We start from the raw sequence: 23,076 nt of genomic DNA, 5'->3' as shown, positions 1-23,076 counted from the left end.
CCCCCGTTCGGGGAAGTCACGCGCCGTTATTGTGTGCGACTGCGGATTCTTACGTCGTGACGTTCGGGCAGGTTACGCAGGTGCCCACGCCCCCGCTCGAACTGGTCCGGTCGACACGCTGTGCGCCGGCCGGGAGCAGTCCGAGGCCGTGGGCCGGGTCGTCCATCACCACAGTCTGGCCCTCGAACCCGACATCGCGTGTTCGGGCGTCGCGTTGCCCGAACTGAGTGGTCGAGCCGCCGCTGACTGCGGTGGTATCATCATACATCCCCTGGTTGTGCGGTAAATCTAGCTCTCGCCGAGCTTTCGGCTTCCCAATCTTTAATTCGGTTGGTTGTGAATCGTGATTCGCATGTTGAACGGTTACGAGATGTACGACTTGACACAACCTTGGTCCGGGGACACCCCAGCCTGGCCGACGTACGACAATCCCAAGGTCTGGTACGAGAAGAGCTTAGACACCGAGAAGGTGAACGGGCAGAAAATCGAGTTCATGAACCACACCGGCACCCACCTCGACGGCGAGAAACACTTCATCGCTCACGGTCGGGACATCGCCGAGATGCCGCTGGACGAACTGGTGAGCGACGCCGTCGTCGCCGACATCTCCGATAAAGTCGGTGACTACGACGTCTACACCAGCGAGATGATAGAGGAAGCCGCCGACGTACGGGAGGGAGACATCCTCTTCGTCCACACTGGCTACCAGAGACACGCCTACCATCGCGAGGAGGCCGACCCTCACAAGTTCTTCTGCAAACACCCTGGTCCGAACGCCGAGTTCGCCGAGTGGTGCAAGGAGATGAACATCAACTATCTTATTCTCGATTGCGGGAGCGCTGACCACCCGATGAATACCGTGATTCGGGACATTCGCCCGGAACTCGCGGCCGAGGCCGCCGACCACTTCGGTGTCGACGATCTGGACGAGGTGTTCCCGCCGGAGGGATACCAGCTGATGCACACTGAACTGTTCCCCGAGGGCATCGTCCACGTAGAGAACGCCCAAGTGCCGTCGGAACTGCTTGGTGAGCGCGTTCAGATCGGAACGTTCCCGTGGCGGTTCGAGGGTGGCGAGTCCAGCGTCTCCCGTGTCGTCGCGTTCAAAGAGACGTAGCGTTCCAGCGGTCACTTTCTATTTTCCCGCGGCCCGACACAGTTTGCGTGTCCGTGCAGCGGGTTCTTTACATTCATTCCTGAAGAACTGCCGTCCCATCATAGCGGATAGATACCGGATCGATGGTCGCTCGTGCCGGGCCGAATTATATTTGTCCCGCAACAACGGACGCACGTCTTACACGACCGAACGAGTATCGGCGAGCGTTACCGGCACACATGCGTCTCGTTCACACGCTCTGCGGGGCTCTCCGGTCGTCTCCGGATGCTTCGTCCGTTGACCGACTCGGCGGGTCACGACGGACAGGTCCGTCATGGGTCGATCCACGTCGTGTACATCTCTGCTGTCTAATGAACTCGCGAGTACACGACGGTGAGATTGTTCAGTATTCTTAACAGCATTAGGCGTGTTATTTTTGCGCCACCGAGCGAATCTGTGTTTTTTCGTCCCGTGATGTGGGACGAAGAGTTCATGCTTAGGAGTAGGTCAGGTCGAGCTCCACGACCTTCGCGACCTTGCGTAGCGTGGTGGGGAACTCCTCACGGAACCGCTCGTCGTTGACGCGGCTAATCGGGCCGGCGATACTGAGCGAGCCAATAACGGTCCCATCGCCGTCGGTCAGCGGGACCGCGACGCTCCGGAGCCCTTCGAGGCGCTCTTGATCGTCGTAGGCTACGCCCTCGTCGGCCACTTGATCGAGTTCCCTAAATAACGCTTCACGGGTCGTAATGGTGTTCTCGGTCAGTGCCGGGAGCCCGCGACTGTCGATGATGTCCCGGACTGCCTCGCGCGGGAGCGAGGCGAGAATCGCCTTGCCCAGCGCCGCCCCGTGCAGAAAGATACGCTGGCCAGTGTAGCTATCGATGTGGACTGCTTGTTCCCCCTCCGCCCGATGGAGGAACACTCCGAAGCCGTGTTCCTCGACCAACATCGCTGATATCTCGCCCGTATCGGCCGCCAACCGGTTGACGTCCTGACGGGCCACCTCGTGGACTTGGTGGTGTGCGCGTGCCTTCGCACCCAGTTTGAGGAACTGACACCCGAGTCGGTAGGTCCCGCCGTCGTTGACCACGTACTCGTTCTGTTCAAGCGTCTTGAGATGGTTGAACACCGTACTCCGGGGGAGTCCGACCTGCTCGGCGAGTTCCGAGACACCAACACCGTCGTGCTCCTGTAGCGCCTCCGTCACCGTGAACATCGTCTGAATCGCGTTGACCGGAACGTTCGACATAGCTCAGCGTAGCGCGGGCTGTACTAAAGTGCGTTTCGCATTACGAGACGTACTGTGTCTCCTGCCGGACGGGCTGTTTCCGCGGACGGACTACGCACCAGACGGGGGCACGGGACCGACCGGCCGAGATGGAAAGACGCCCGAGTCACCGGTCATTTCCTGACATGGGACGGCTACACTGTGGGGACGCCGTCGGCGTACCGGGGGAGGTAGTTCCGGCCGCCCTTTTCGGCTTGGAGTTCGCCGTCCTCGACGACCACCTCGCCGCCGACGATGGTATGTGTCGGCAGGCCGGTCAGCTCTTGTCCGTGGAAGCTGGAGTAGCGGGGTTCCATCGTGTGGTAGAAATCGTCGTCGACCACTGCGGACTGCTCGAGGTCGACGACGACCATGTCGGCGTCCGCCCCCTCGACGAGTGCCCCCTTCCGGGGGTACAGTCCCCACCGCTTGGCGTTGTTCTCGGCACAGACCTCGACTAACCGCTCCATGCTAATGCGGTCTTCGTTGACACCCTCGCTCATCATAACCGGGAGGAAGTACTCGATGCCGTTGTTGTCGCCGGGGATGGCCTCCCAGATATCGCCGAACTTCCCCTCGTCTTTCTCTTTGAACGGCTTCTTGTGCGGGCAGTGGTCTGTGCCAGCGTAGTCGACGACTCCCTCACGCAGCCCCTGCCAGAGCTTTTCTTTGCTCTGTTCGCCCCGCAGCGGCGGGGAGATCTTCCCCCAGACGCCGAGTTCCTCCTTCTCTTTCGTGTGTGCGAGGAAAGACGGCAGGGTCTCCGCGTTGATGTCGACGCCCTGTTGCTGGTAGCGCCGGCAGATGTCGACTCCCTCGCCGGTGCTCATATGTACGATATAGGCGCTGGAATCGGTGTACTCAGTGAGCTTGGCGATGTTCTCTATCTGCATCGCCTCGCAGATGTTCGGCGCGGATTCCGACCAGGCTTCGAGGTCGTTACGCCCTTGCGCTTTGAGCTCCTGGCGGCGCTCGTATGCGAGGTCCTCGTTCTCGGCGTGGAACATCACGATCCCGCCCTCGATGTCGGCGACGGTGTCGAGCAGGCGGTACACCCGCCCGGAGTCCGAGTGTTCGATGCCCAACTCCGGCGAGGCGTGTTTGTACCAGTTGTAGAAGATCTTGAACGAACGAATCCCCTCTTCGGCCAGCGTCTCCACCTCCTCGAAGTGGGGCTTCTTGTGGATGATGGCGTGGTAGGCGAAGTCGATGTACGAGTTCTGCTCGCCGACCTCCCGGAAAAAGTCCATGTCGGGGCCGTAGGGGTCGGGCTGGAGCAGGAAGTTCACGACGGTCGTAACCCCACCGTGGACCGCCCCCCGAGTCTCGGTCTCGAAGTCGTGTGCGAGCCCTTCGTGATAGTCGTACTCGTATCGGGAGAGCCCCCAGTGGACGTGCGGGTCGATGAAGCCGGGGATGAGATAGTTGCCCTCGGCGTCGATGGTCCGGTCGGCGTCCGGGAGGTTCTGCTCGGAGCCGACGGCGACGACGCGTCCGTTGGTCGCCGCAACCCCGCCAATGAGTGTTCCGTTCGGTGTTACTACCTTCGCGTTGACCACGCTGAGGTTAGCACTCGTCATTGTCAGTTGTAGAATTCGGTCGGAGTCTCTTAATACTACCCCGTGGTCTGCAGGCCGAGCAGGGCGAGTGCCTCGGGCCGGACGGAAGACGAGGTCTTCCGTGATGACGAGACGCTCCGGTCTCGAACCACCTGCCCCCGAGGCAGTTCACCGCACCCGCTCCAGTCCGACCGCCTCGACCAACCGCTCGTGGCACTCCTTGGGGTGGTCCGGGTGGACCGCAACAGGTTTGGGCTCGTTCTCGACACCGATGACCAGCGCGTACCGCCTGTTGTATGTGCGGTAGAGACTCGCTGACCCGACGGTGGCAAAGCCCACCCCGACGAGCGGGTTTTGCGTTGCCGCCACGTAGCCGCCGACACCGACGAGTAGCAGGCTCATGACTGCCAGATCCCACCTGATGGTCCGAAGGCCGACCTGGACGATGTTGCCGTTCCGTATCTTGATGCGCTCGTCTTCGCGGTCGACGAACACCGCGTCCTCGGAGTAGCCGACCCACCCGCCTGGACGGAGCGACATACGCGTGACCGACACCTCATCGGTCGCGTCTGCCGCCTCGGTGTCTGTCTCAGTCATACCGAAAGAATCGCAGCGACGTACTTCGGTGTTACGCCGCCGGATAGAACGGCGTCAGTCGTCGGCGGGGTCCGGGCCACCGGCGTCGCCGTCGGAGAGAATCTCCTCGTGGAGCGGCGTGAAAGCGTCTCCGTCCTCGGTGATGTCCTCCCAGGCGGTCAGGCCGCGTTCCTCGTCCGTTCCGGGAATAGTGTTATCGAGGATGAACGCGGCGATGCCACCGACGGCAATTTGCGTACTCAGGATGATGCCGATGGACTGTGCGACCTCGGGAATACCGAGGACGGCACCCAGGCCAGGGATGTTGCTCAGCCCCGTTTGGAGCGCACCGCTTTCCAGCCCGCTGGCGTACTGCGGAATGGAAAGGCCGGCGAACAGGCCGAACCCGACCACGAACACGTTGCGGTTCTGATTCATGTCGACGTGTTGGAGCTGTGAGAGTCCGACACCGACGATCTGTGCGAACATCGCCAGGAACAACCCGCCGACGATGGCGGTCGGGATGGTCGTGACGAAGGCACCGAAGTAGCCAACGAAGCCCACCAGAATCATCACGATAGCGCCGATCTGGACGACGTACCGCGAAGCGACGCCGGTAATACCGATGGCACCGACGTTCTCGGTGTAGGAGGTTGAGCCGTTACCGGTGCCCATGACTCCGGCGAAAGCGTTGCCCAGCCCCTCCATTCCGAGGCCGTGGTTGACACGACGCTTGTTTGGCGCACCCTCGCCAGCCATCCGGGCGACGGAGTGGTAGTCACCGAAACTCTCGATGGCCGAGGCGAGCATCCCCGCGATCATCCCGGCGATGGCGGAGGCCGAGAAGGTCGGCATCCCCCACTGGAACGGGGTGATGATGCGGATAGGGTCGGCGTTGAACACCGGCTGGAGATCGACGATGCTGGCGACGCCCGCCACCGAGGCCACGAGCGCGACCAGATAGGCAAGGCCGAGCCCCAGCAACACTGGGAATAGCTTGAGCGCCCGCGAGTAGTCGTCGAGGTACTGCGAGAACAGCACGATGAGCACCAGCGTGAGCCCCGCGAGGTACCAGTTCTGGCTCGAAGAGGTGATCTGTGGCACGCTGATAAGCGCGAGCCCGATCAGCGAGATGACGACGGCGATGATGGCGGGGCCGATGTACCGTTTGAGCCGGCCGAAAACACCGAGATATCCGATTAGCACCTCGACGAGGCCGGCGACGATAATCGCGCCTTGAAGCGCGCGCATCCCGGTGACGCCGGCGCCCGCCGTCCCAATAATGGCGATAGCCGGCCCCAGCATCGAGAACGTCCCGCCTTGGACGATGGGGTACCGGTTCCCGGCCGTCGTCTGTGCGAGGGTCGCGATCCCCGAGACGAGGAAGAACGTCGCAACCAACTGTGCGGTCTGTCCGGCGTTGAACCCCAATACACCCGCCAGCACCAGCGGGATAGCGATGGTCGACCCGACCATCGTCAGCCAGTGTTGGGTGCCTAGAAGAATCGACTGTCCCAGGGGTGGTTTGTCTTCGATACCATATGTTACCATTCCACCATCGGTCTCGACGGTGTCGCTCTCAGTTTCTTCGGACATGATTTACAATCGGAACGATTCTGAGTGATAGTTACTCACAACCGCGTCACTCCGACATTCGTGAGATGTAAATCAGCATCATAAAGCTATTGATGGTGGGGAAATTTTGTGACAACCTTCCCGCCCGCGCCCCGAGGCCACAGCAAATACTTATATCGTGTGATAGTGTGCTACGGCGTATGTGGCAGCGAATCCTCGACTCCGCCGGCAGTTCGAGGCGTGCGCGGGAGGGACTGCGCGCTGGAGTAGTTCCCCGGCGCGGCGGTGACTCTATTCCACGTACGCTTGAGCGGGAGCGGTGACGTCGCGACGGTCGGTGGGGGCCGTCGTCGTTCGACGCCGGGACCGACAACACCGGCGGGCCGAGCCACCGTCACAGGTACGAAAGACGACGCTGTACAGAACGGCGCTCGGGCGTCGTGAGCGAAACGGCGTCGCACGAGTGCTGCCCGGGTGTCGCCGGGGAGGCGGTTCGAAGGTCGCCGGTACCGGTGCCGATGGTGGACGGAGACCGGCTACGTAACTTATTTGACGGTGACGGCACTCCGTCGGAGCATGGCGACACAACCTGAGTACGGCGTCCACGCGGCGTTGAACGTCCGCGTCGAGACCCGAGACGGGACGGAGTTGGCGACAGATATCTACCGACCGGCCGACCCCGACACTGGGGAGATGCTCGACGAGCCGCGACCGGCGCTGCTCGACCGCACTCCCTACGACCGCACCGGCGGCCGTCTGCGCCACGGCGAGTGGTACGCTCGCCGCGGCTACGTCGTCGCCATCCAGGACGTTCGGGGGCGCTTCGACAGTGGCGGTGACTTCTACATTCATAAAAACGAGGCTGCGGACGGTGCCGACACCGTCGAGTGGCTCGCCGAACAGGACTACTGTGACGGCCAGGTGGCGACGCTAGGTACCTCCTACGGCGCGTGGGTCCAGAGCGCCCTCGCCACGCAGGACCCTGAGGGCCTCTCGGGAACGTTCGTCAACATGGGCGCGGCCAACGGCCGCAAGAAGACCTTCCGGCACAACGGCGCCTTCGAGTTGCGGTGGCTCTGTTGGGCGCTCACTCTCGGAGCCGGCTTCGCCCACGAGTCACTCGCCGACCCCGAGATGCAACAGCGGTTCGCGGACGTGGACGTGCGCGACGTGCTCGCGGATAGCCCAATCGAGCGCGGCGAGTCGCCGTTGGCGGCGCTACCGGGCTATGAAGAATGGGCCTTCGACATCATGGAGACCGGGAGCGCGAGCGCCGACCTCTGGCAAAATCCCGGACTGAACTTCGAACGGCACTACGACCAGTCGGCGGACGTGCCGACGGTGTACGCCGGCGGCTGGTATGACTCGTACACCGGTGCGACCTGTGACAACTTCGTCGGCCTCGGCGACCGGAAGGAGTCCGACCACTACCTTCTGATGGGACCGTGGACCCACCTTGCCCGGCTCCCCGGCGGTCACGACCACAGCGACGCGCTACTGTTCCCGCCGCTGAGCTGGGAACACCCCACCGCCGGTAACCTCGCGTTCGGCGAGGCCGCCGCCCGGAACTACCGCGAGACCCGTCTCCGTTTTTTCGAGCAGTACCTCGGCGACGGGGACGGCTGGAGCGACAAGCCACGCGTCGAGTACTTCCTGATGGGTACCGGCGACGGCCACCGGACCGACGACGGGTTGCTCTTCCACGGCGGCGAGTGGCACCAGGCCGACGCTTGGCCCCCCGCGGAGACGGAGATGACCCGCTTCTACGCCCGCGGCGACGGCACCCTCTCGACCGAACTCCCCGCCGGTGGCGACGACGCGACCACCTTCGAGTTCGACCCGACCGACCCGGTGCCGACCATCGGCGGCAACACCTCCTCGTACCTCACCTACGAGCCCCGCGAGGAGTCCGTCCGGGACCACCCGCTGGGCGACCGCAACATCATCGACTTCGCGGGGCGAGGCGGATACGACCAGCGCACCGACGAGGACACCTTCGGTGCCAGCCCGCCATACGGCCCACTCGCCGACCGCGACGACGTACTCGTCTTCCGGACCCCACCGCTGGAGGAACCGGTCGACATCGTCGGCCCGATTCGGGCGCGGGTCTACGGCGCGACCGACGGCGAAGACACCGACTTCACTGTCAAACTCATCGACGAGTACCCCGAGAGCGAGACCCACCCCGACGGGTACGCGTTGAACATCTCGGACTCCATCTGCCGGGGCCGTTACCGTGGCTACCGCGACGAGCCCGACCTCCTCAGCCCCGGCGCAGTCTACGAGTTCTACATGGAGCCGTACGATACCGCCAACCGGTTCAAACCCGGGCACCGCATCCGGCTCGACATCTCTTCGTCGAACTGGCCGCGCTTCGACGTGAACCACAACACCGGTGGGCCGCTGTACGGCCCCGGCCAGCGACGTGTCGCCGAGAACACCGTTCGCCACGACCAGCAGTATTCAACCCACATCGAACTACCCGTCCGGCCGACCGACGACTGAACCACACTCAGCTCGCTGGCACGCGGTTATTCGGCCGGTTGACGACTGCGGTGCCGGCGGACCAGAGAGTCGACCCCCAGCGGACACTGCCCCGGTAGATATTTACGACGGTCGGACTCACACGAAATAGTCACGGGTGAGTGCCGGCGTCCTACGGCCTCGCCCGGTACACAGACCTATGACGACAGACGCACACGCGACACGGCACTGCGGTACCGGTCGTCCGGAGAACACGGCGGCAACGAGAGGTGGACGCATATGATGGAGTTCGCCGGCGAGTTCACCGTCGACGGAACCCCCAAAGAGCTGTGGAAGTACGTCACCGATCCGGACATCCTCCAAGACGCCGCGCCGGGTTGTGAGTCGATGACCCTCGAAACCCCTTCGCAACTGACCGCGACACTCGCGGTTGGCGTCGGCAGCGTCAAGCCCTTCTTCGACGTGGACGGTGTGGTGGCCGAGACGGACCGTCCCAACCGGCTCGAAATAGAGGCGAGCGGTGAGGCCAGCCGCAACTGCTTCGAGGTATCGATCCGGCAGGCGCTCCGGGACAACGGCGACGGGACGACGACCGTCGTCTGGGAGGCCAGTGCCGACGTGTCGGGCATTACTGCGAACATGGGCGAACGTGCGCTGAGCAGCGTCGCTGACAACCTCGTCAACGAGTTCTTCCAAGCGCTCGAGGACCACGTCAACGCCGGCACGCCCGCGGAGTCTCGACTCCTGGGCGTCGACGAGGACGAGGCCATCGCCGACGCCGAGGAGGCCGTCGCCGAACCCGAACCCGTCGCCACCGGCGCGGCCGGCGGTGCCTTCGCAATGACCGCAGGTGCACTCGGCGGCGAGGACGGCCCCACTACGGCGGCTTCTCTGGGAGTCGGCGCCGCCCTCGGCGTCATCGGAACTGCGCTCTGGAACCGACTCCGGGGCGGCCCCGCCACACCACAGGGGGAAACGGGCGAAGCGGCGGAGCAGGTCGGCGCCGGCCAGCCTGCGGGTGGCGGTGGACGGTCCCTGCTGACGGTCGCACTTGCGCTCGCACTCGGAGCCGTCACGGCATTGCTCTGGAATCAGTCCCGGGACACCACGGCAACGGGCGCCGATGGAACCGACACCGCTCCGGCCGCCGCGACCACCATGGAGGCGCCGACGACCGACACGGCCGAGGCCACCCACACCGAGAGCGGCTCCGAGGATAGTGTCGGCGACGAGCGCGGCGACCCGTTCGAGGCGAACCCCATCGACTGGCTGGAGAGTCGCTGACGGGCCGACCGTCAAGGTGAGTGCAGCACGATGCTCCCTGCCGGGACAGCACAGAAAGCGGCTGTAATCTCGGCGGCTGACGCCGATAGTGGAGACGGTTCTGGAACACATCGTGGGGACGTTGCGGGAAGGGGTCAGCGACACAGAGCCCTCGAAAGGCCCTACAGGGCTTGTCGTGGCACTCACGGACAGGGAGTGTGGCGACGACCGGTGGTACGGCGTGTCAGAGCCACGGTGTGCGCCTGGCTCAACCGGTTCGAGACGCGGCCACCGGACCGGGCGGCCACCGATAGCTCGCACTGGGCCGCCCGAGCGAACTCGCGCCAGACCAGCGGGCGTCCGTGAATCGGGCGCTGAGTAGGTCGCCATGCAGGTACGACGAGGCCATCTGGAGCGCCGGACTCCTCGGGCGATACGTCGGTACGCATTGGGCGTCGATAGTAACGAAGACTGCCCTGCACTGGCGGCACTGACCAAACACGGTATCGAAGATTCCGTCGCCGTCGACCACCCGGAAATCAAAGAGGAACGGCACCGGCACGCCACGATGGGGGAAACAGATGCAGGAGACCAGGCAGACAGCGTTTGACAACGTGTTTCGGGATAGGAACAGCAGTTCGTTCACGACCAACTCTACACGGATCGAACACGGTCTCGCCAGCGGGGTGAGATTCCCTGTTCAGCCACACATCACGAGATGCCCGAGACTACTACAGCAGGCGCTTCGGCATCGGGTTGGACTGCCGGTTAGACGAACAGAGCCTCGCTTGCCAGTTCTCAGGAGGTTGGATTACGGCTGACGACGTTTCTGGTCTCTGGTACGTCTGTTGTTTCAGAACAGTTGTGAACCGCTGCCCCGGGTAGCCCGGACGGCACCCGGGCACGCAGGGCTAGTCCAGCGAATCGGTCACTCAACGACCGGTTCTTCTCGTCGCTGACCACCGCTCGGAACGGCGGTCGTATGCGGCGACGCTGTCTCGTCGCCGGCAGTCTGCCGCCGACGACGGCTCCACGCCACCGAAACCCACAGTCCGTATCAGTTCGACAACTGGACGCGCACCGAAGACGGCAAATTCTACTGGAAGTGGTGGTGGCTTCTCGACGTGACATGAGTTGCATCGCGCCTCCAGGTCGCGACTGCCAGCGCCCGAAAGTGTGGTGCGCCATCCGGTACCACGGCCAGTTCATTTTCGAATTCTTCACATAATTCTGCGATGGTATGTGTTGGGCGTGCGGCGATGAGATACTCCCCGAGTCGGGAGGAGAAACAATCACCGTCTTCGGTGACTGCGTCCAGCAGACACGTCCAGTCGCGTTCGCCAGCACGTCCGACAGATGACCGCGTACAGCGTGGAACTCACGCGGCACGCGACTCGACGCACGCGGATTTTTGAACCGGTCGATACGGACCACGATAGCGGCTATCTCCCGCCGCTTTTCGAGCTCGTCGCGAAATTCATCCTGCTCGACGTCGTCGGCTGTGGCGGCTGAACGGGACGCTTCGAAACGCTCAGTCCCGCTTTTTCGACAACCACCGCCGACTCAGGATCGGACAGCCGACACCGTGCGATCCCTGCAAATCATCGTGAATGAGTACCCCGCGTCCATGTCGGCGCGTTGTTCCACAGTGTTTCGGGTGGTCTGTGAGTGGCCTCCTCAGTTACTATAACTGCAGAGTGACATTTATTGTTTTGTAATAGTACGTTTACCATTCGTGACCTGCTTCTGCGACTCGGCACTGACGAGTCGCATGACGCGGCTGTGAGCCGGTGTTCGACTCGTGTCGTGTTACTCGGCCTGTTTTCTCTGTAGAGACCACGGGGATGTCGAAGAGCGACTCGATGAAACTGAGACCGGCGACATCGCCACACCGAAACGCGTCCGCTTCGGGGACAGGGGCTTCTCACCGCTGTCGAACGCGTTTGCTCAGCCGGTCCCGCCCGCAGAGACTGTGGTCGACAATCGCGACCGTAGTCACGCAATCCTCGTCGCGATACGGACATCGACGAGCGCAATTGCGAAGCCGGAACAGCAGCTCCGAAACCGGTGGGGCATCGAAACCGCGGTACGAGAGGCCGAGAGCCGCCGCCGGGCGAAATGTGGCTACAGCGAGCGTCGAATCCAGGCATACTCCGTCACCGTCGCGACCGTTCTGTACAATCTGGTCCAGTACGTCGATAAGCGGCTCGAAGAACGTCTGATGATAGGCGACGTTGCCTGGAGTGGTCAAGAGCTCCTCCACTCGGTTCGGCGAGTCAGTCCGGACAACGTCCCCGACCGGGGCGGGAAGTTCAGTGCCATCGATGACAACGACCGGATTCAGATCTGGCGGGCTGGGCTCGGATGACGCTCAGTTTAACCGATGAGCGACGAGACTTTCTTCATCGCGGTCGGGCACCAGTGTGAGCGCGACGGGGGCGATTAAATTCGGAAACAACTGTTGGCCGAAGACGAGAGGAACTGTTCGGCGGCTACATGTACTCTGAAATATTGGTTGCTTCGCCCTTCTCCCGTGAAAACGTCCGTGTCACCTCCCCGTCGAACTCCTCGACGTCTTCAACCAGCAGTTCGACGTCTGCACCACTGCTAATCCGACGCTGAACCATCCCTTCGTAGAGCTCTCTGAACCGCTCGACAGACAGTTCGAGACCGAGAATGTCCAAAATGAGTGTATCGATGTCCGTCTGTGCACCGTCGTTCCCTTCGATGAGCCGGTCTTTTGCATCAGCGAGCCGTTCCCGCGTGTCACTGTCGAGTTTTCTGACGTCCAGCACAGGGACCGAAGACACTTCGTAGGTCATGAGCTGGAGTGCACCACCGCCTTCTGCTCGCCCCCATGTTTCGAGAAGCGCTTTATACACTGTCGAATTGAAAAAGGCGACCATCGCGTCAGAATCAACTGACTCATCAAGATTGATGCAGTCGATGGCATTCGACGGCATGAGCCGGTCTGGGTTCGCTATCGTATAGACACGTTCGTTGAAGAACTTGGGATGTAATATCTCAGGTGGATTTAAACTACCAAGATCGAACCACACCTCTCGGTTCTCACAGGTTCGACCAGTGTGATGTTCCGTACGTTCTCCCCACTCGATATACGATCGGGCACCGGAGTAGCCATCCCGCTCAAGCGCGTTTTTGACTCGGGTTACGAGAGCGGAGTCACCCGCAAGGCCCCCAGTATCACGCTCAACCTGCTGGACATACTCATGGATGTCGAACAGGTACTTTTCGGTGTCCTCGGCACGGACGACACGCGAATCCACATCGCTGATACTCTTAATCGCCGGCTGAAGGAATCGGTCTTCGATATCCCAATCCTGGCGAGCTTCCTCATTCACAAAGAAGAACCCGTTCGCGCCGGTCATCGTTCCGCGTTTTATATCACCAATATCGTCATCTAACGGGACCAGCGCCTGGTGTTCGAGCAGTTCGATAAACTCACTCGGAGCACGGATGTACGGCAGGAGCTTTCCTGGGCCGGTTTCCATCAGGTAGGACTGCTCAACAGCAGCCACGCGGTACGCCGGTCGGTCCCGGATTTCCATGTACGCACCGTCAGGCGTCTGATAATCAACGGCAACTGTGTCGATAATGTCGTCAGCGTCCATCGGTTCTCGAATCCTGATGAACGGTATCGTCGTATCTTCGCGCTGTTCCTGGTCGTGACACCGTTCTATCATGAGCAGGACTGTATCGACCAGCGCGTCCTCAAACGCCCGCGCTGTGAACCCGACGACGCCTTCGATTTTGTAGTGGTCGAATAAGAATTGCTGAAGTGACTCACCGTACCGTGAGGTCAGCCATTTGTTTGGGATAATAAACCCGAGGCGGCCGCCGTTCCGGAGGAACTGAGTCGCATGGGTGATGAAATAGACATACGCGTCGGACTTCCCGCTGAGCGACTTTGAGCCATCGAGATATGTCGTGTAGCCCTCCCGACCGAAGACGCGGAGGTGTCCCCGAAAATGTTCTTTGCTCGGATGGAGGTCCCCCTGGCGAATGTACGGGGGGTTGCCCACAACAGCATCGAACTTCCCAATTTCTTCATTAGAGCCTTCAGCAGCGTTGATCCGCGTATCGACGAGCCGATTCGTTTCGGGGTCCATATTGAAGAAGCTATCATCGAAAATGTGGAGATGGTCCGTCTCTTCTTGAATATTCTGTGACGAGAGATTCAGTGCCGTCAGATGGAGCGGAAAACGGTTGATGTCGACAGCCACCAGTCCGTCGATCAGTTTTTGATGCTCCGCCTGTGTGTATAGGTTTCGCAGAATGTTGTAGCTCTCCACGGTGAAGGTCCCACTTCCGCATGCAGGGTCGAGGACACGAGGCCGTTCCTCGGAGGGTCGCCCAATTCCTTCATCCGGGCGAGCAATGGCCCATTCGGCGAGTGTTTCGGCGATACGGGGATGTGTATAAAACTGCCCGAGTTCTCTCCGTTCGTCAGCAGGGATCAGTTGTTCGTAGACTTCACCGAGAAGGTCCTCGTCAAGTTCGGTAATCCGCTCTGACTCGATATTAGCGACGAAATCCTCCAGCATTCCCAGTGCTTTCTGGTTCTCTGGAAACGCGGCAAACAGGTCTGAGTGTTCCTGGAATACCGGACGATAGTCCACCTCGTCGACGACAGTCTGGAACTGCTGGCGAAGATGCCGGGCCAGGTTCTCGGTAGTCGTGTAATCAGTGAGCGGGGCAAGCGGAAAGCCACTCTCAGTCTCGATCGGCGTCACCATCCCACCGACATCAGACTCGTATTCAGCACGGGTCTTCTCCCGGACGACTTCGTAGAACAGGACTCTGTTGGTAAGCAGGTACGCATACTGCTTGGCGGCGATTTCAAACTGCTCGTCGTCTGAGAGAGACAGATAGTCGTTTTCCCTGATCCAGTCGTTAAACGCCTGCGTGAACCGCTCGTTACGTCCGTGTTTCTCCGCTGCCAGTGCCTTGTACGTTGGCCAGACAGAGGCGTGAAAACTCCGAAGGATACCGACGATTCGCTCACGCTCCTGCTGTGATGGGAGCTGTCCCTGCTCGTGGACGTGGACGACCGCAGAAAGCAGTTCGTCGACGAACTCCCGAAGCTGCTTCTGACGAAGATCGAAGTACAGGAATTCTATCTCGGATACGTCGTACTCGCCGTCGTAGTGGTAGAGAAAGAGGTCTTTCGAGGTACAGGTGGCAAAAAACTCGGTTCCGAGGTCGTCTGCATAGTCCCGAGCCTGTCGGACGACATCTCGGTCGCGTGGGTAGACGTCATCGCGTTTGACCTCGATGACTAGATCGCCATTCAGCGGACTGGGAACGTAGATATCGGTGTAACCGCTATCCACTGTCTTCTCCGCTACAGGCTCCGCAAAAACCGTCTCGGACTCACGAATGTGGTCCTGCAGTCTAGTGAAGAGGACACCATGAAATTCCGCTTCCTGTGCTGGATCTTCGTCTGACATACCGGAGTACAACGAAGGCGTCAATATGAAACTACTGCTGACTGCCCGCTTGGCGTGTAATACCGAACGAGACAGGCGTCGAGGGCCTCTACGACGCGGTCAGTGCGGAACCCCGTCGTTGGCGTCACGCTCGATCTGGAGCACGTCACGAGTCATCAAGAATGGCGAACCGGGGCACTCACGGCGACCAAACTATCGCACCAACAGCGGAAGGCAATGATGGCGTGGCTTGTCCCGAGCGCGACCGGATAATCCGTAAGCACAGTCTCGTGTCTGTTCGTCTGTTCGGAACACCCGTGGACAGGGGCTGTGTGCTGCGTCGACAACGCGTGTTTTCGGGAACACGAGACGCGCTTCAGCGAGACACTGAGTGGCCGCCGGACGGGCTCGAACGACGATAGACAGTCACAGTTCCGGCTCGATGTACACCAACTCTACCCGACCGTCGACGTCGACGAGTGCCTGCTCGATCCGCTGCACGTCTTCGTCGATATCGCCGGTCACGAACTCCGGGTCGAAGCTCACGTCCGCAGTGGCGAGTACCCTGCCAGCCCCGGTGAACATCGTCCGGAAGTCGTCGAGATCGACAACGCCGTCATAGGACTCGACGGCCGTGCGTAACTTGCGCTTGAGTCCGCGGAGAGACTCTCGCCGACGACGAGCCGCTTGTTTCCGATTACCAGTGCCACCGCGAACACCGTCAGGAGAATCCCGATCACGACTGCGGTTGCGGCGTCGTATGCGGTGTTCCCGGTGATGCGTGTCGCAGCGACGCCGACGAGCGCGGCGAGGAGTCCCGGCAGAGCGACCGCATCCTCGGTGAGGGTAGTCAACGTCGTTATGTCGCAACTCGACGGTGGCCGTCGGGAAGGTGGACGCCTCGAAGGCTACCGCTCCGAGCAGAATGGCGATCACGATGTAGAACGAGTCGACCGGTGCCTGCAGACCGACCGTAGTTCCGAGAAACGTCGCGGGGCCCGCCCCGATTTCCTGTCCGCCGGTCCGCAGTTCGGAGATGCTGGGGAACGCAGTGTTGAGGTGCTGAAGCAGAACGAGTGGAATACGTCGAAGACCCGCTCGGACTGCAGTGACGACCGGAGCTCAAACCGGGTAGAACGCGGATTGTACGTGTGTGAGTCGTACGGTATGCTCGGGAATGCAGACTGTAATGCGGCGGAGAATATGCGACAGAAAATAACTCTGAGCCCTCATGGCGAGGCTAAGGAGTAACGGCCGTGTGGCACAGCCATCAGTCCACTTGTTCGATACATCGACGGGGAGAATAGCCCCACAAGAATAAGTTATAGAACTGTAGACCAGCAAACATTCCACACTGCAGTTCGGGAAGCCTCGCCGTCGTCGGGCTACCCCCGACTGCTTGAGGGAGCTTCGCTCCCTCTCCATTTACGCCGAGGAGGATGTCACGTTGACCGGTAAACACTCCGCGGACCGCGTCCGGCAGTGCCGACAGGTCACGGGTGACGGTTGTGAACTCCATGCCTGAACTGTCTCTGTCGGCACGCGTGTCGTGCCAGCCGGGCTCCCGCGAGCCGGCAACCGACCGGCGACCCGAACGCCGATACGCCTGCAGTCGCAATTGGCGTACGAACAACGGACAGATGGCTACGACGCCCGTTACCATCGCCTACGAGTACGAGCGACCCCGGTTCGAGTATTCGATCCCTGGCCCCAACGGAAGCGAAGACAGCGTCAAAGCGAACTACTGCGTCCGCCGGGACGGCCAGTACGTCTTCGGCGAGGTGACCGACTTCGTCAGCGCCGGCCGGACCGTCGAACTCCGGTTCGAGACCGTCGCCACCTGCGACGTGGACGCGATAGAGACCCCCGACGGCGACCAAGTCGGCACCGACACCTGGGAACTGCAGGTCATCAGGCCCCCGTCGCTGCTGGAGCGCATCGTCCCCTGGTGGTGGCCGCCCGATGTCGCGGAGTTTCCCTTCGCCGAACCGACGGCCGACGACGAACTCGTCCACCCCGACGAGAGCCGCCTCGGGTCCTGCTCCGTCGAACTTCTGCACAGCCTCGACGTCATCCCGCCCGCCGAACGGCCGGGCTGACGCCCATCTGCTCGCACCGAGTCCGACCGTCCGCTCCCGCGTCAGGTCGTTAGCATGGGAGTCCACTGACGAGCCTCTGGGATAGGCCGTTGACCGACCTACGTCTGCCTATCGACTGTCTGGGAGCCCGGCTCCCGGACGGTTTGAAACCACGACAGAACGCGGTTTCGAGTCCTCCCAGCCACGACGCGCCGTGTGATACGGCGAGAGGAGAGCCGCGATCTGGGTGATTCTGAGCAGCGTGTCAGCATAGAGAGTGAAGACAATGAGACACTCCCCGGGGGTGAGTTCCGAATCGTAGAACGCTGCCTCTCAGGCGTCCGTGGCTTCCCGGTCACAGCGGCCACGGCGGAGACAGCCGGAACCGTGAGGGCGAGGAAACCGTCTGTGCCGCAGTGTGAACTGCTCTGTCCTCGAACGGGTGTGAGCCGCGATCTCGGGAACTAGTATAAATTCCAACCGCAGTAGTCAGTAGATACTTATACATGCGGCGAGCGTCAGCAGGCCGGTCTTGGGCCACGAATTACGAGACAACCTGCGTTGCTCACGGCGAAGACGCTCGTACTTATGCTCGAGGCCGACCCACTCCACGGGCTTCCAATCACTGGTGTGGATGCAGTTCAGGATGCCGAGGTCGATGCCCACGCTGTTGCTCGTGTCCAACGAGTCCACGTGGGGTTTCTCAGGCAGGTCGGCGTCGTCGGCTTCGAGGCCGAGCGAGACGAACCAGTCACCGGTCGTCTCCTTCTTGATATGACTTCTTTGATAGATGCTTCATCCGAGATGTCGCGGTGGTAGCGGATGGTGATGTCTCCGATTTTGGAGAGTCAGCGTGTCGCGTGTCGGCCACTCGTATTTTTGAGTTCGAAGCCAGACTGCAAAAACGGCATACTCTGGAACTCCGTCGGTGACCTCCACGTGAGTTTCCCGACCCTGTTCCGGTTCTCTTTCTGGTCTTCCAGGTTCGAGAGGTTCTGATAGAACCGTGTGACGGTTCGTTGCAGAGTCTTCGGATTGCCCTCCGAGAAGACGGGGAACTCGTCTTTCCAGTTGGGGAGCCGGTAGTGGTGTTTATAGGCGGAGCCAATGTCGTCGGCGTCCACGTTCTCGTATTCGTACCGGTGAAGTTGTAGGCTTGGCGATAAATGCCGATATGACGGTCCAGTTCACCGGCTACCGTTTGTGTCGGGTAGGCGTAGTAGCGGTGACCGTAGTCCATCGCCGTCTCTCGATTAGAGGTGTGTTCAGTTGACGGCTCGTATCACGAGTTGCTGGCTTCAACCCCAGGGCATTCGCCTTGACCGCCCGTGAAACGGGAATCCCTCGCTCGGACTGGCTAAAGACGCCAGTTACTGCTATCGTCGGGTGACTCCATCGGCCGGTTCATGTAGAGTCTGCAGTTGCTCGGTCGTACGCACGTTCGATCGCACGCCGGCCGTAGGTCCCGGCGATGTCCGGCTTGAATTCGCCATCGGTATGGACCTTTTCGCTCGGATCGGCGGCCGCTGTGGCCGCACGTTCGACCGCTTCGGCGGCCGACTCGGTCAGTGGTTCGCCTTCGAGTTCCCGTGGAACTGCGTCGACGGCCGGAGGAACGTCGGCGACGTTTGCGAGCGCTAATCGGGCGTGTTCGATTGTTGGCTCGGACTCGTCGGGCTTTGCGACACGAACGGCCGCGGCTGCACTAACGTCGGCCCACCCCAGGGCGCTCCGTTTGAGTTCGATAAAGGACATCCCTGTCCGGTCCATGGGGAACTGACTCCGGTCGACAGTCACCGACTCGACAAGTTCGTTTTCACGCATGTCTGTAGACATGTACGATGTGAAGAACTCCCGGGCTGGCACCGACCGTGCACCCTGGAGTGACCGGAGATTGATACTGCCCTCGAGAGCGCGCAGGGCAGCGGGGTAGTTTCCAGCGGGGTCCGCTTCGGCAACACTCCCACCCATGGTTCCCCGATTACGGACGCTCAGGCCAGCAATCTTGGCGGACTCGGGTAACATCGGGAGTGCCTGGTCGAGTTCTTCGGACCGTTCGATCGTCCGGTGTGTCACCATCGCACCCACCTCGACGCGTTCATTCGTGACGTCGAGGAAGGACAGTTCGTCCACAGCGTCAAGATCGACGATGTGATCGGGGCGTTTATTCCGACTCGCCATGTCGAGTCCGAGGGACTGATTACCGGCCATCAGTTCCGCGCCCTGCGTCTCGCTGAGCAGTGTGAGGGCCTCCTCGATTGTCGACGGTCTGTGGTAGTTGAACGGAGCAGGTTTCATCTTGCCTCCACCGCGCCCGCACACCACAAGAGGCACCGTTGCTGGTCGCTCCCAACCTCGCTGTCAGTCGGTACACTCATCGCCTGTACAACAGAACCTCTCAGCAATACATTTTGTGTTAGTGTGACCTCCTCCTCGGTACAAACGGAGAGGGAGCGAAGCTCCCTCAAGCAGTCGGGCGTAGCCCGACGACGACAAGGCTTCCCGCACCGCAGGCGGTGGGATATTTACTGGCTTGCAGACCAGTCGGCATGGCGGGTCTCCTGGCGGGGCCAGACCGCCGTTACTCCTATCCCCGGCATGGGGATTCAGAGTTACCGGACTGGGAATCCAGCGACCTGAAGGGGATTCCTTCGAATGTAGATTCCCATGAATCCGATAGTATCCGTTTAGTTGGGCGGTCAGGCCGCCTCGGTGTATGTCATATTATGTGTTGAGAAAAATAAATTTCAGGGTGGAAGTACTGTGATGAATGGTTCCTGAAATGGACGCGATTCACGCCCGCCGTGAACGGCGGGATTCTCTCGCTGTATCAAGATAGCTGTCGGCACCGACAACAACGTATTCAGAGGAGTCAGCAACAGACTCCATTTTGAGTTTGTGGACCACAACAGTCCCTTTTAGCTGACTACAGGCGCTAAGCCTCTGTCCGCAGGGAACGAGCGGAGCGAGTGAGTAGGGCTGGGATACAGCGTCGTCGTCGTCTAGGTTCACTGCACGGCATGACTGTACTGTCCCTACGGTCAATATTAACAGTACGATACTCGTCACGCCTCCGGTGGTGTTCAAACGCGAGAAGAAGCGCGCACCGTCGGTTGTGGCTGAGTGTCCGGTCGGTAGGAGTGGGACGCTCCGAACCACCTGTGACGGAACGTCGCTTGGGGAGTCTGGAATCCCTGTGCCCACGTCGGGGATAAACTCCGACACAGAAACAGGAAGCCCTGCCCTCGACAAGCGAGGGGCGAGGAGCCCCGAGCGCGGTAGGACAGGGGAGTTCACATCGAGGCACAGATATTCATAGCGAGCAACTGTCGTAGTGTCGCCGTCCCCGCCGGAAAAGGAACTGTGCTTCCGACCGCTCACGACCGTGGCCAGGGGTTCACGGTCGCTCACTCGCAGGACCGCACGCCTTTTTGTGTCTAACCCGTTGGTAAAGACGATGCGACGACTGTTCGACTTGGTCAAGAGCCGGGTCCTCCTGTGGATTCGTGGCGGGTCGGAAACGGATACCGGTCCAGAGCCGCGGTACGGGAGTTCGGTCAGCTACACACCCTGTGCTGCCTGTGGCGAAGGGTCGCTAGTCTACGACGAAGACCGCGGCGCGAGCGTCTGCAACGTCTGTGGCGCTGTCGACGAGCGACCGGACTGAAACCACACACGGACTGGTTCAGGTCACCTGATAGACACTGCTATCGGCAAAGGAGTTAGGAACGTCCGGTTCTTGAATATGATATTCGCATGACCCGCACTGATAGTCCAGGTTGGACGTGTATTGGCCGCTGGCGGCATCGTACTACCCGTGGCGGAGCGTAACAGCCGCGTCGGCCGGTTGCGAAATTCGAGTGTCGCCCTCGCGACGTACTTCCGGCGGCTGGTGACGCCGCCGGTTCCGGGCGACGGGTTGTTGCTCGCGGGGTTCGTAGAGGGTGTCATCGGGTGGGGGCTGAGTTGGGTGTTCGCGACGAGTCCTGGTCTGGCGCCTCTCGGTCCCATCACCTCTATCGTCGGGTTGTGGCTCGTGCTGACCATCGGTATCGTCGCTATCGGTATCGTCTACACCGCACCGACCGTCCGTCGGAACCGGGTCTGGATAGTATGGGGTGTGCTCAACTTGGCCGCGACGGTCGTCAACCTCGCCGCGGTTGCCGGTGCCCTCCCGCTGGAGTGGCTGCGGTACGCCTACTGGCACCCGTGGTTCGCGGTCATCGGAGCTGGATACGTCGTGACGGCCGTCGACAACTGGGGGAGTCCGCAACTCCGCTATCAGGAACGACTGGTGTACGGTATCAGCGGGGTCGCAACGCTCGGTCTGCTCGGCCTGACGGTCGCCTCTCCCACAGTACTCTTCGGGGCACAGGTGTTCCTGATCGGTGGCGTCATCCAGCTTGTGCCAATCGGCCACGACGTACTCGCAGACGCGGTTCTCATTGCGCGTCGTCACTGACTGGCCATGGGCCAACGTTGATACGCGCACGACAGGTAGTCGGAACCGATGTACGACACTATCCTTCTGCCGACCGATGGCAGCGAGGCGGCCGCCGACGCCGCCGCCCACGCGTTCAGCCACGCACGCCGGTACGGCGCGACGGTACACGTTCTCTCTGTGGTAGAGCTGTCGAGCGGGCTCGGAACCGCTGACCGAGACGACGAGCAGCTACAGCAACTGCGGGACGAGCGGGCCGCGGCAGCGAACGATCTTATCGAAGGGATTGATAGTGACGCCGTCGACGCACAGTCGGTGGTCGAAGTCGGGAGTCCAGCGCGGGTCATCACCGACTACGCGGCCCGCGTCGGGGCCGACCTGACCATCATGAGCACACACGCAAGGAGTGGCGCCGGTCGGTTCCTGTTCGGGAGTATCACCGAACGGGTCATCCAGGACAGCGACACACCCGTGCTGGCGGTACAGCGGCAGTAGTGACGAGTCCGTGCTATCCCAGGTCGGTCGCACTCGTCTCCCGACCGCGCTCGAAGCCCCCGCGAGAGCGAACTGAGGTGTTCGAGAGACTCTGTCGTGGCTCAAAAAAGCATGACTATACCGGGCCCGCCGAGACGCAAGCCCGAGGGTCCGTCCTCGCTACCGAGGAACACCGAGAACTGGCCCGAACGCCTCGCCGGCGTCTGTGAGCAACTGCACGAGGAGCGTCACGGAGCCACTTCGACGGTTCGGTATCGGTCCGAGCGGCTATCGCGCCGTCGCGGTGAGCGATTGCACGGGCGGTTCGCGAGTCCGACCAGCCGATGTGTGGGTTCTGTGAGGGGCGACTGGACGTTCCCCGCGTGACCTACCGTGTCAGTCCGTTGTTCCCGGGTCGGGACCGGCGCCGTCGCCGTCCCAGGCGTACTCTGCGGAGTTGGTACACCGACCGCCCGCACATCCACAGGTTTCATTCCCGTCGAGGTCCGACGGCGTCAGTTTCCGAAAGTCTGCATCGGAGTGGCCCCGGTAGCCGGGACTGGTCGTCTGCCGACGGTGTGAAAAACAGTAGTACTGAACCATATCGGTTCGAAGGCGGTCGGCGGAAGTAAGCGTGTCTGCAGCGGCCAGCCTTTCTGTTTGGCTGGGGCGCGCCGACGCCGATTCAGGCGCGGTGTCCATCGAGGAACTCCCCAGCCCGGTCGCGTCCGAGGCCCCACAGTTCTGCGAGAAACCACCCGGTTGAGACGCGCGAACAGTTCGTCGTCTCAGTCGGGAGTGTGACCGACA

Annotated in this window: 20 protein-coding genes and 3 pseudogenes; 11 read left to right on the top strand and 12 right to left on the bottom strand. The window is 61.4% G+C overall.

The window, feature by feature from the left end; all coding sequences use genetic code 11:
* Nucleotides 1-49: 49 nt before the first annotated feature.
* Nucleotides 50-268 carry a hypothetical protein gene (locus Q0964_RS08045; protein WP_414652140.1) on the bottom strand — a complete coding sequence of 73 codons (219 nt, stop codon included), beginning with the start codon at nucleotides 266-268 and terminating at the stop codon, nucleotides 50-52.
* 84 nt (nucleotides 269-352) lie between these two features.
* Between Q0964_RS08045 and Q0964_RS08040 the strand changes: the two genes are divergently transcribed.
* Nucleotides 353-1,117, top strand: a complete 765-nt coding sequence (locus Q0964_RS08040; RefSeq protein WP_299265724.1) for a cyclase family protein — start codon at nucleotides 353-355, stop codon at nucleotides 1,115-1,117.
* Nucleotides 1,118-1,592: 475 nt separating this feature from the next.
* Here the strand turns inward: Q0964_RS08040 and Q0964_RS08035 are convergent, their stop codons facing one another.
* From Q0964_RS08035 to Q0964_RS08020, 4 genes are all read right to left on the bottom strand, one after another.
* A complete protein-coding gene (locus Q0964_RS08035) occupies nucleotides 1,593-2,348 on the bottom strand; it encodes an IclR family transcriptional regulator (RefSeq protein WP_299265721.1) in 756 nt (251 codons plus the stop codon).
* 173 nt (nucleotides 2,349-2,521) lie between these two features.
* Entirely contained in the window at nucleotides 2,522-3,946 is a 1,425-nt protein-coding gene (locus tag Q0964_RS08030) for a dihydroorotase (protein WP_299265719.1), read from the bottom strand.
* Nucleotides 3,947-4,093: 147 nt separating this feature from the next.
* Nucleotides 4,094-4,522 carry a hypothetical protein gene (locus tag Q0964_RS08025; protein WP_299265716.1) on the bottom strand — a complete coding sequence of 143 codons (429 nt, stop codon included), beginning with the start codon at nucleotides 4,520-4,522 and terminating at the stop codon, nucleotides 4,094-4,096.
* 54 nt (nucleotides 4,523-4,576) lie between these two features.
* Nucleotides 4,577-6,097, bottom strand: coding sequence for a uracil-xanthine permease family protein (locus Q0964_RS08020; protein WP_299265713.1), 1,521 nt, complete (start codon nucleotides 6,095-6,097; stop codon nucleotides 4,577-4,579).
* A 555-nt stretch (nucleotides 6,098-6,652) separates the two neighbouring features.
* Between Q0964_RS08020 and Q0964_RS08015 the strand changes: the two genes are divergently transcribed.
* From Q0964_RS08015 to Q0964_RS07990, 5 genes are all read left to right on the top strand, one after another.
* Nucleotides 6,653-8,581, top strand: coding sequence for a CocE/NonD family hydrolase (locus Q0964_RS08015; RefSeq protein WP_299265710.1), 1,929 nt, complete (start codon nucleotides 6,653-6,655; stop codon nucleotides 8,579-8,581).
* Nucleotides 8,582-8,839: 258 nt separating this feature from the next.
* Complete coding sequence (locus Q0964_RS08010) at nucleotides 8,840-9,844, top strand: SRPBCC family protein (protein ID WP_299265707.1); 1,005 nt, start codon at nucleotides 8,840-8,842, stop codon at nucleotides 9,842-9,844.
* A 367-nt stretch (nucleotides 9,845-10,211) separates the two neighbouring features.
* Nucleotides 10,212-10,433 carry a hypothetical protein gene (locus Q0964_RS08005; RefSeq protein WP_299265705.1) on the top strand — a complete coding sequence of 74 codons (222 nt, stop codon included), beginning with the start codon at nucleotides 10,212-10,214 and terminating at the stop codon, nucleotides 10,431-10,433.
* A gap of 746 nt (nucleotides 10,434-11,179) precedes the next feature.
* Nucleotides 11,180-11,335: a hypothetical protein gene (locus Q0964_RS07995; protein WP_299265704.1), complete on the top strand. Its 156-nt coding sequence runs from the start codon at nucleotides 11,180-11,182 to the stop codon at nucleotides 11,333-11,335.
* 289 nt (nucleotides 11,336-11,624) lie between these two features.
* Nucleotides 11,625-12,191, top strand: a complete 567-nt coding sequence (locus Q0964_RS07990; protein WP_299265703.1) for a hypothetical protein — start codon at nucleotides 11,625-11,627, stop codon at nucleotides 12,189-12,191.
* Nucleotides 12,192-12,315: 124 nt separating this feature from the next.
* Here the strand turns inward: Q0964_RS07990 and Q0964_RS07985 are convergent, their stop codons facing one another.
* The 3 genes from Q0964_RS07985 to Q0964_RS07975 form a co-directional block, all read right to left on the bottom strand.
* Nucleotides 12,316-15,294, bottom strand: coding sequence for an Eco57I restriction-modification methylase domain-containing protein (locus Q0964_RS07985; protein ID WP_299265701.1), 2,979 nt, complete (start codon nucleotides 15,292-15,294; stop codon nucleotides 12,316-12,318).
* A 405-nt stretch (nucleotides 15,295-15,699) separates the two neighbouring features.
* A complete protein-coding gene (locus tag Q0964_RS07980) occupies nucleotides 15,700-15,858 on the bottom strand; it encodes a hypothetical protein (RefSeq protein ID WP_299265698.1) in 159 nt (52 codons plus the stop codon).
* Nucleotides 15,816-16,127 (bottom strand): cation diffusion facilitator family transporter, encoded by a 312-nt coding sequence (locus Q0964_RS07975; protein WP_299265761.1) that lies wholly within the window; start codon nucleotides 16,125-16,127, stop codon nucleotides 15,816-15,818. Before Q0964_RS07975 ends, Q0964_RS07980 begins: the two co-directional genes overlap by 43 nt.
* A 193-nt stretch (nucleotides 16,128-16,320) precedes the next feature.
* Between Q0964_RS07975 and Q0964_RS18320 the strand changes: the two are divergent.
* Nucleotides 16,321-16,594 (top strand): annotated as a pseudogene (locus Q0964_RS18320) (zinc ribbon domain-containing protein); the annotation flags it as partial.
* Nucleotides 16,595-16,913: 319 nt separating this feature from the next.
* A complete protein-coding gene (locus Q0964_RS07965) occupies nucleotides 16,914-17,372 on the top strand; it encodes a hypothetical protein (protein WP_299265695.1) in 459 nt (152 codons plus the stop codon).
* A 101-nt stretch (nucleotides 17,373-17,473) separates the two neighbouring features.
* Here Q0964_RS07965 and Q0964_RS07960 read toward each other — a convergent pair.
* From Q0964_RS07960 to Q0964_RS07945, 3 genes and pseudogenes are all read right to left on the bottom strand, one after another.
* A pseudogene (locus Q0964_RS07960) lies at nucleotides 17,474-17,782 on the bottom strand (IS1595 family transposase); the annotation flags it as partial.
* 115 nt (nucleotides 17,783-17,897) lie between these two features.
* Nucleotides 17,898-18,591 (bottom strand): annotated as a pseudogene (locus Q0964_RS18315) (RNA-guided endonuclease InsQ/TnpB family protein); the annotation flags it as partial.
* Between the two features lie 164 nt (nucleotides 18,592-18,755).
* A complete protein-coding gene (locus Q0964_RS07945; protein ID WP_299265687.1) occupies nucleotides 18,756-19,649 on the bottom strand; it encodes an FAD binding domain-containing protein in 894 nt (297 codons plus the stop codon).
* A gap of 1,159 nt (nucleotides 19,650-20,808) precedes the next feature.
* Here Q0964_RS07945 and Q0964_RS07940 point away from each other — a divergent pair.
* The 3 genes from Q0964_RS07940 (at nucleotide 20,809) to Q0964_RS07930 (ending at nucleotide 22,287) form a co-directional block, all read left to right on the top strand.
* Nucleotides 20,809-21,018 (top strand): hypothetical protein, encoded by a 210-nt coding sequence (locus tag Q0964_RS07940; RefSeq protein WP_299265684.1) that lies wholly within the window; start codon nucleotides 20,809-20,811, stop codon nucleotides 21,016-21,018.
* 180 nt (nucleotides 21,019-21,198) lie between these two features.
* Nucleotides 21,199-21,813, top strand: coding sequence for a hypothetical protein (locus Q0964_RS07935; RefSeq protein WP_299265681.1), 615 nt, complete (start codon nucleotides 21,199-21,201; stop codon nucleotides 21,811-21,813).
* A gap of 48 nt (nucleotides 21,814-21,861) precedes the next feature.
* Complete coding sequence (locus Q0964_RS07930; RefSeq protein ID WP_299265678.1) at nucleotides 21,862-22,287, top strand: universal stress protein; 426 nt, start codon at nucleotides 21,862-21,864, stop codon at nucleotides 22,285-22,287.
* A gap of 375 nt (nucleotides 22,288-22,662) precedes the next feature.
* Here Q0964_RS07930 and Q0964_RS07925 read toward each other — a convergent pair whose 3' ends face one another.
* Nucleotides 22,663-22,869 carry a hypothetical protein gene (locus Q0964_RS07925; protein ID WP_299265675.1) on the bottom strand — a complete coding sequence of 69 codons (207 nt, stop codon included), beginning with the start codon at nucleotides 22,867-22,869 and terminating at the stop codon, nucleotides 22,663-22,665.
* Between the last annotated feature and the right edge of the window lie 207 nt (nucleotides 22,870-23,076).

This window comes from Halorientalis sp., assembly GCF_028275115.1.
Lineage (GTDB): Archaea > Halobacteriota > Halobacteria > Halobacteriales > Haloarculaceae > Halorientalis.
Note: the sequence above shows the minus strand (reverse complement) of the source record. Positions and strands in the feature narration are given on the sequence as shown.

Coding starts and splice junctions, on each gene's coding strand:
- Q0964_RS07985 (WP_299265701.1), bottom strand. CDS start 15,294: ATGTCAGACGAAGATCCAGCACAGGAAGCGGAATTTCATGGTGTCCTC.
- Q0964_RS07965 (WP_299265695.1), top strand. CDS start 16,914: ATGGCTACGACGCCCGTTACCATCGCCTACGAGTACGAGCGACCCCGG.
- Q0964_RS07925 (WP_299265675.1), bottom strand. CDS start 22,869: ATGGTTCAGTACTACTGTTTTTCACACCGTCGGCAGACGACCAGTCCC.
- Q0964_RS07995 (WP_299265704.1), top strand. CDS start 11,180: ATGACCGCGTACAGCGTGGAACTCACGCGGCACGCGACTCGACGCACG.
- Q0964_RS08035 (WP_299265721.1), bottom strand. CDS start 2,348: ATGTCGAACGTTCCGGTCAACGCGATTCAGACGATGTTCACGGTGACG.
- Q0964_RS08030 (WP_299265719.1), bottom strand. CDS start 3,946: ATGACGAGTGCTAACCTCAGCGTGGTCAACGCGAAGGTAGTAACACCG.
- Q0964_RS08040 (WP_299265724.1), top strand. CDS start 353: ATGTTGAACGGTTACGAGATGTACGACTTGACACAACCTTGGTCCGGG.
- Q0964_RS08025 (WP_299265716.1), bottom strand. CDS start 4,522: ATGACTGAGACAGACACCGAGGCGGCAGACGCGACCGATGAGGTGTCG.
- Q0964_RS08010 (WP_299265707.1), top strand. CDS start 8,840: ATGATGGAGTTCGCCGGCGAGTTCACCGTCGACGGAACCCCCAAAGAG.
- Q0964_RS08015 (WP_299265710.1), top strand. CDS start 6,653: ATGGCGACACAACCTGAGTACGGCGTCCACGCGGCGTTGAACGTCCGC.
- Q0964_RS07940 (WP_299265684.1), top strand. CDS start 20,809: ATGCGACGACTGTTCGACTTGGTCAAGAGCCGGGTCCTCCTGTGGATT.
- Q0964_RS08045 (WP_414652140.1), bottom strand. CDS start 268: ATGTATGATGATACCACCGCAGTCAGCGGCGGCTCGACCACTCAGTTC.
- Q0964_RS07930 (WP_299265678.1), top strand. CDS start 21,862: ATGTACGACACTATCCTTCTGCCGACCGATGGCAGCGAGGCGGCCGCC.
- Q0964_RS07945 (WP_299265687.1), bottom strand. CDS start 19,649: ATGAAACCTGCTCCGTTCAACTACCACAGACCGTCGACAATCGAGGAG.
- Q0964_RS07980 (WP_299265698.1), bottom strand. CDS start 15,858: ATGTTCACCGGGGCTGGCAGGGTACTCGCCACTGCGGACGTGAGCTTC.
- Q0964_RS08005 (WP_299265705.1), top strand. CDS start 10,212: ATGCAGGTACGACGAGGCCATCTGGAGCGCCGGACTCCTCGGGCGATA.
- Q0964_RS08020 (WP_299265713.1), bottom strand. CDS start 6,097: ATGTCCGAAGAAACTGAGAGCGACACCGTCGAGACCGATGGTGGAATG.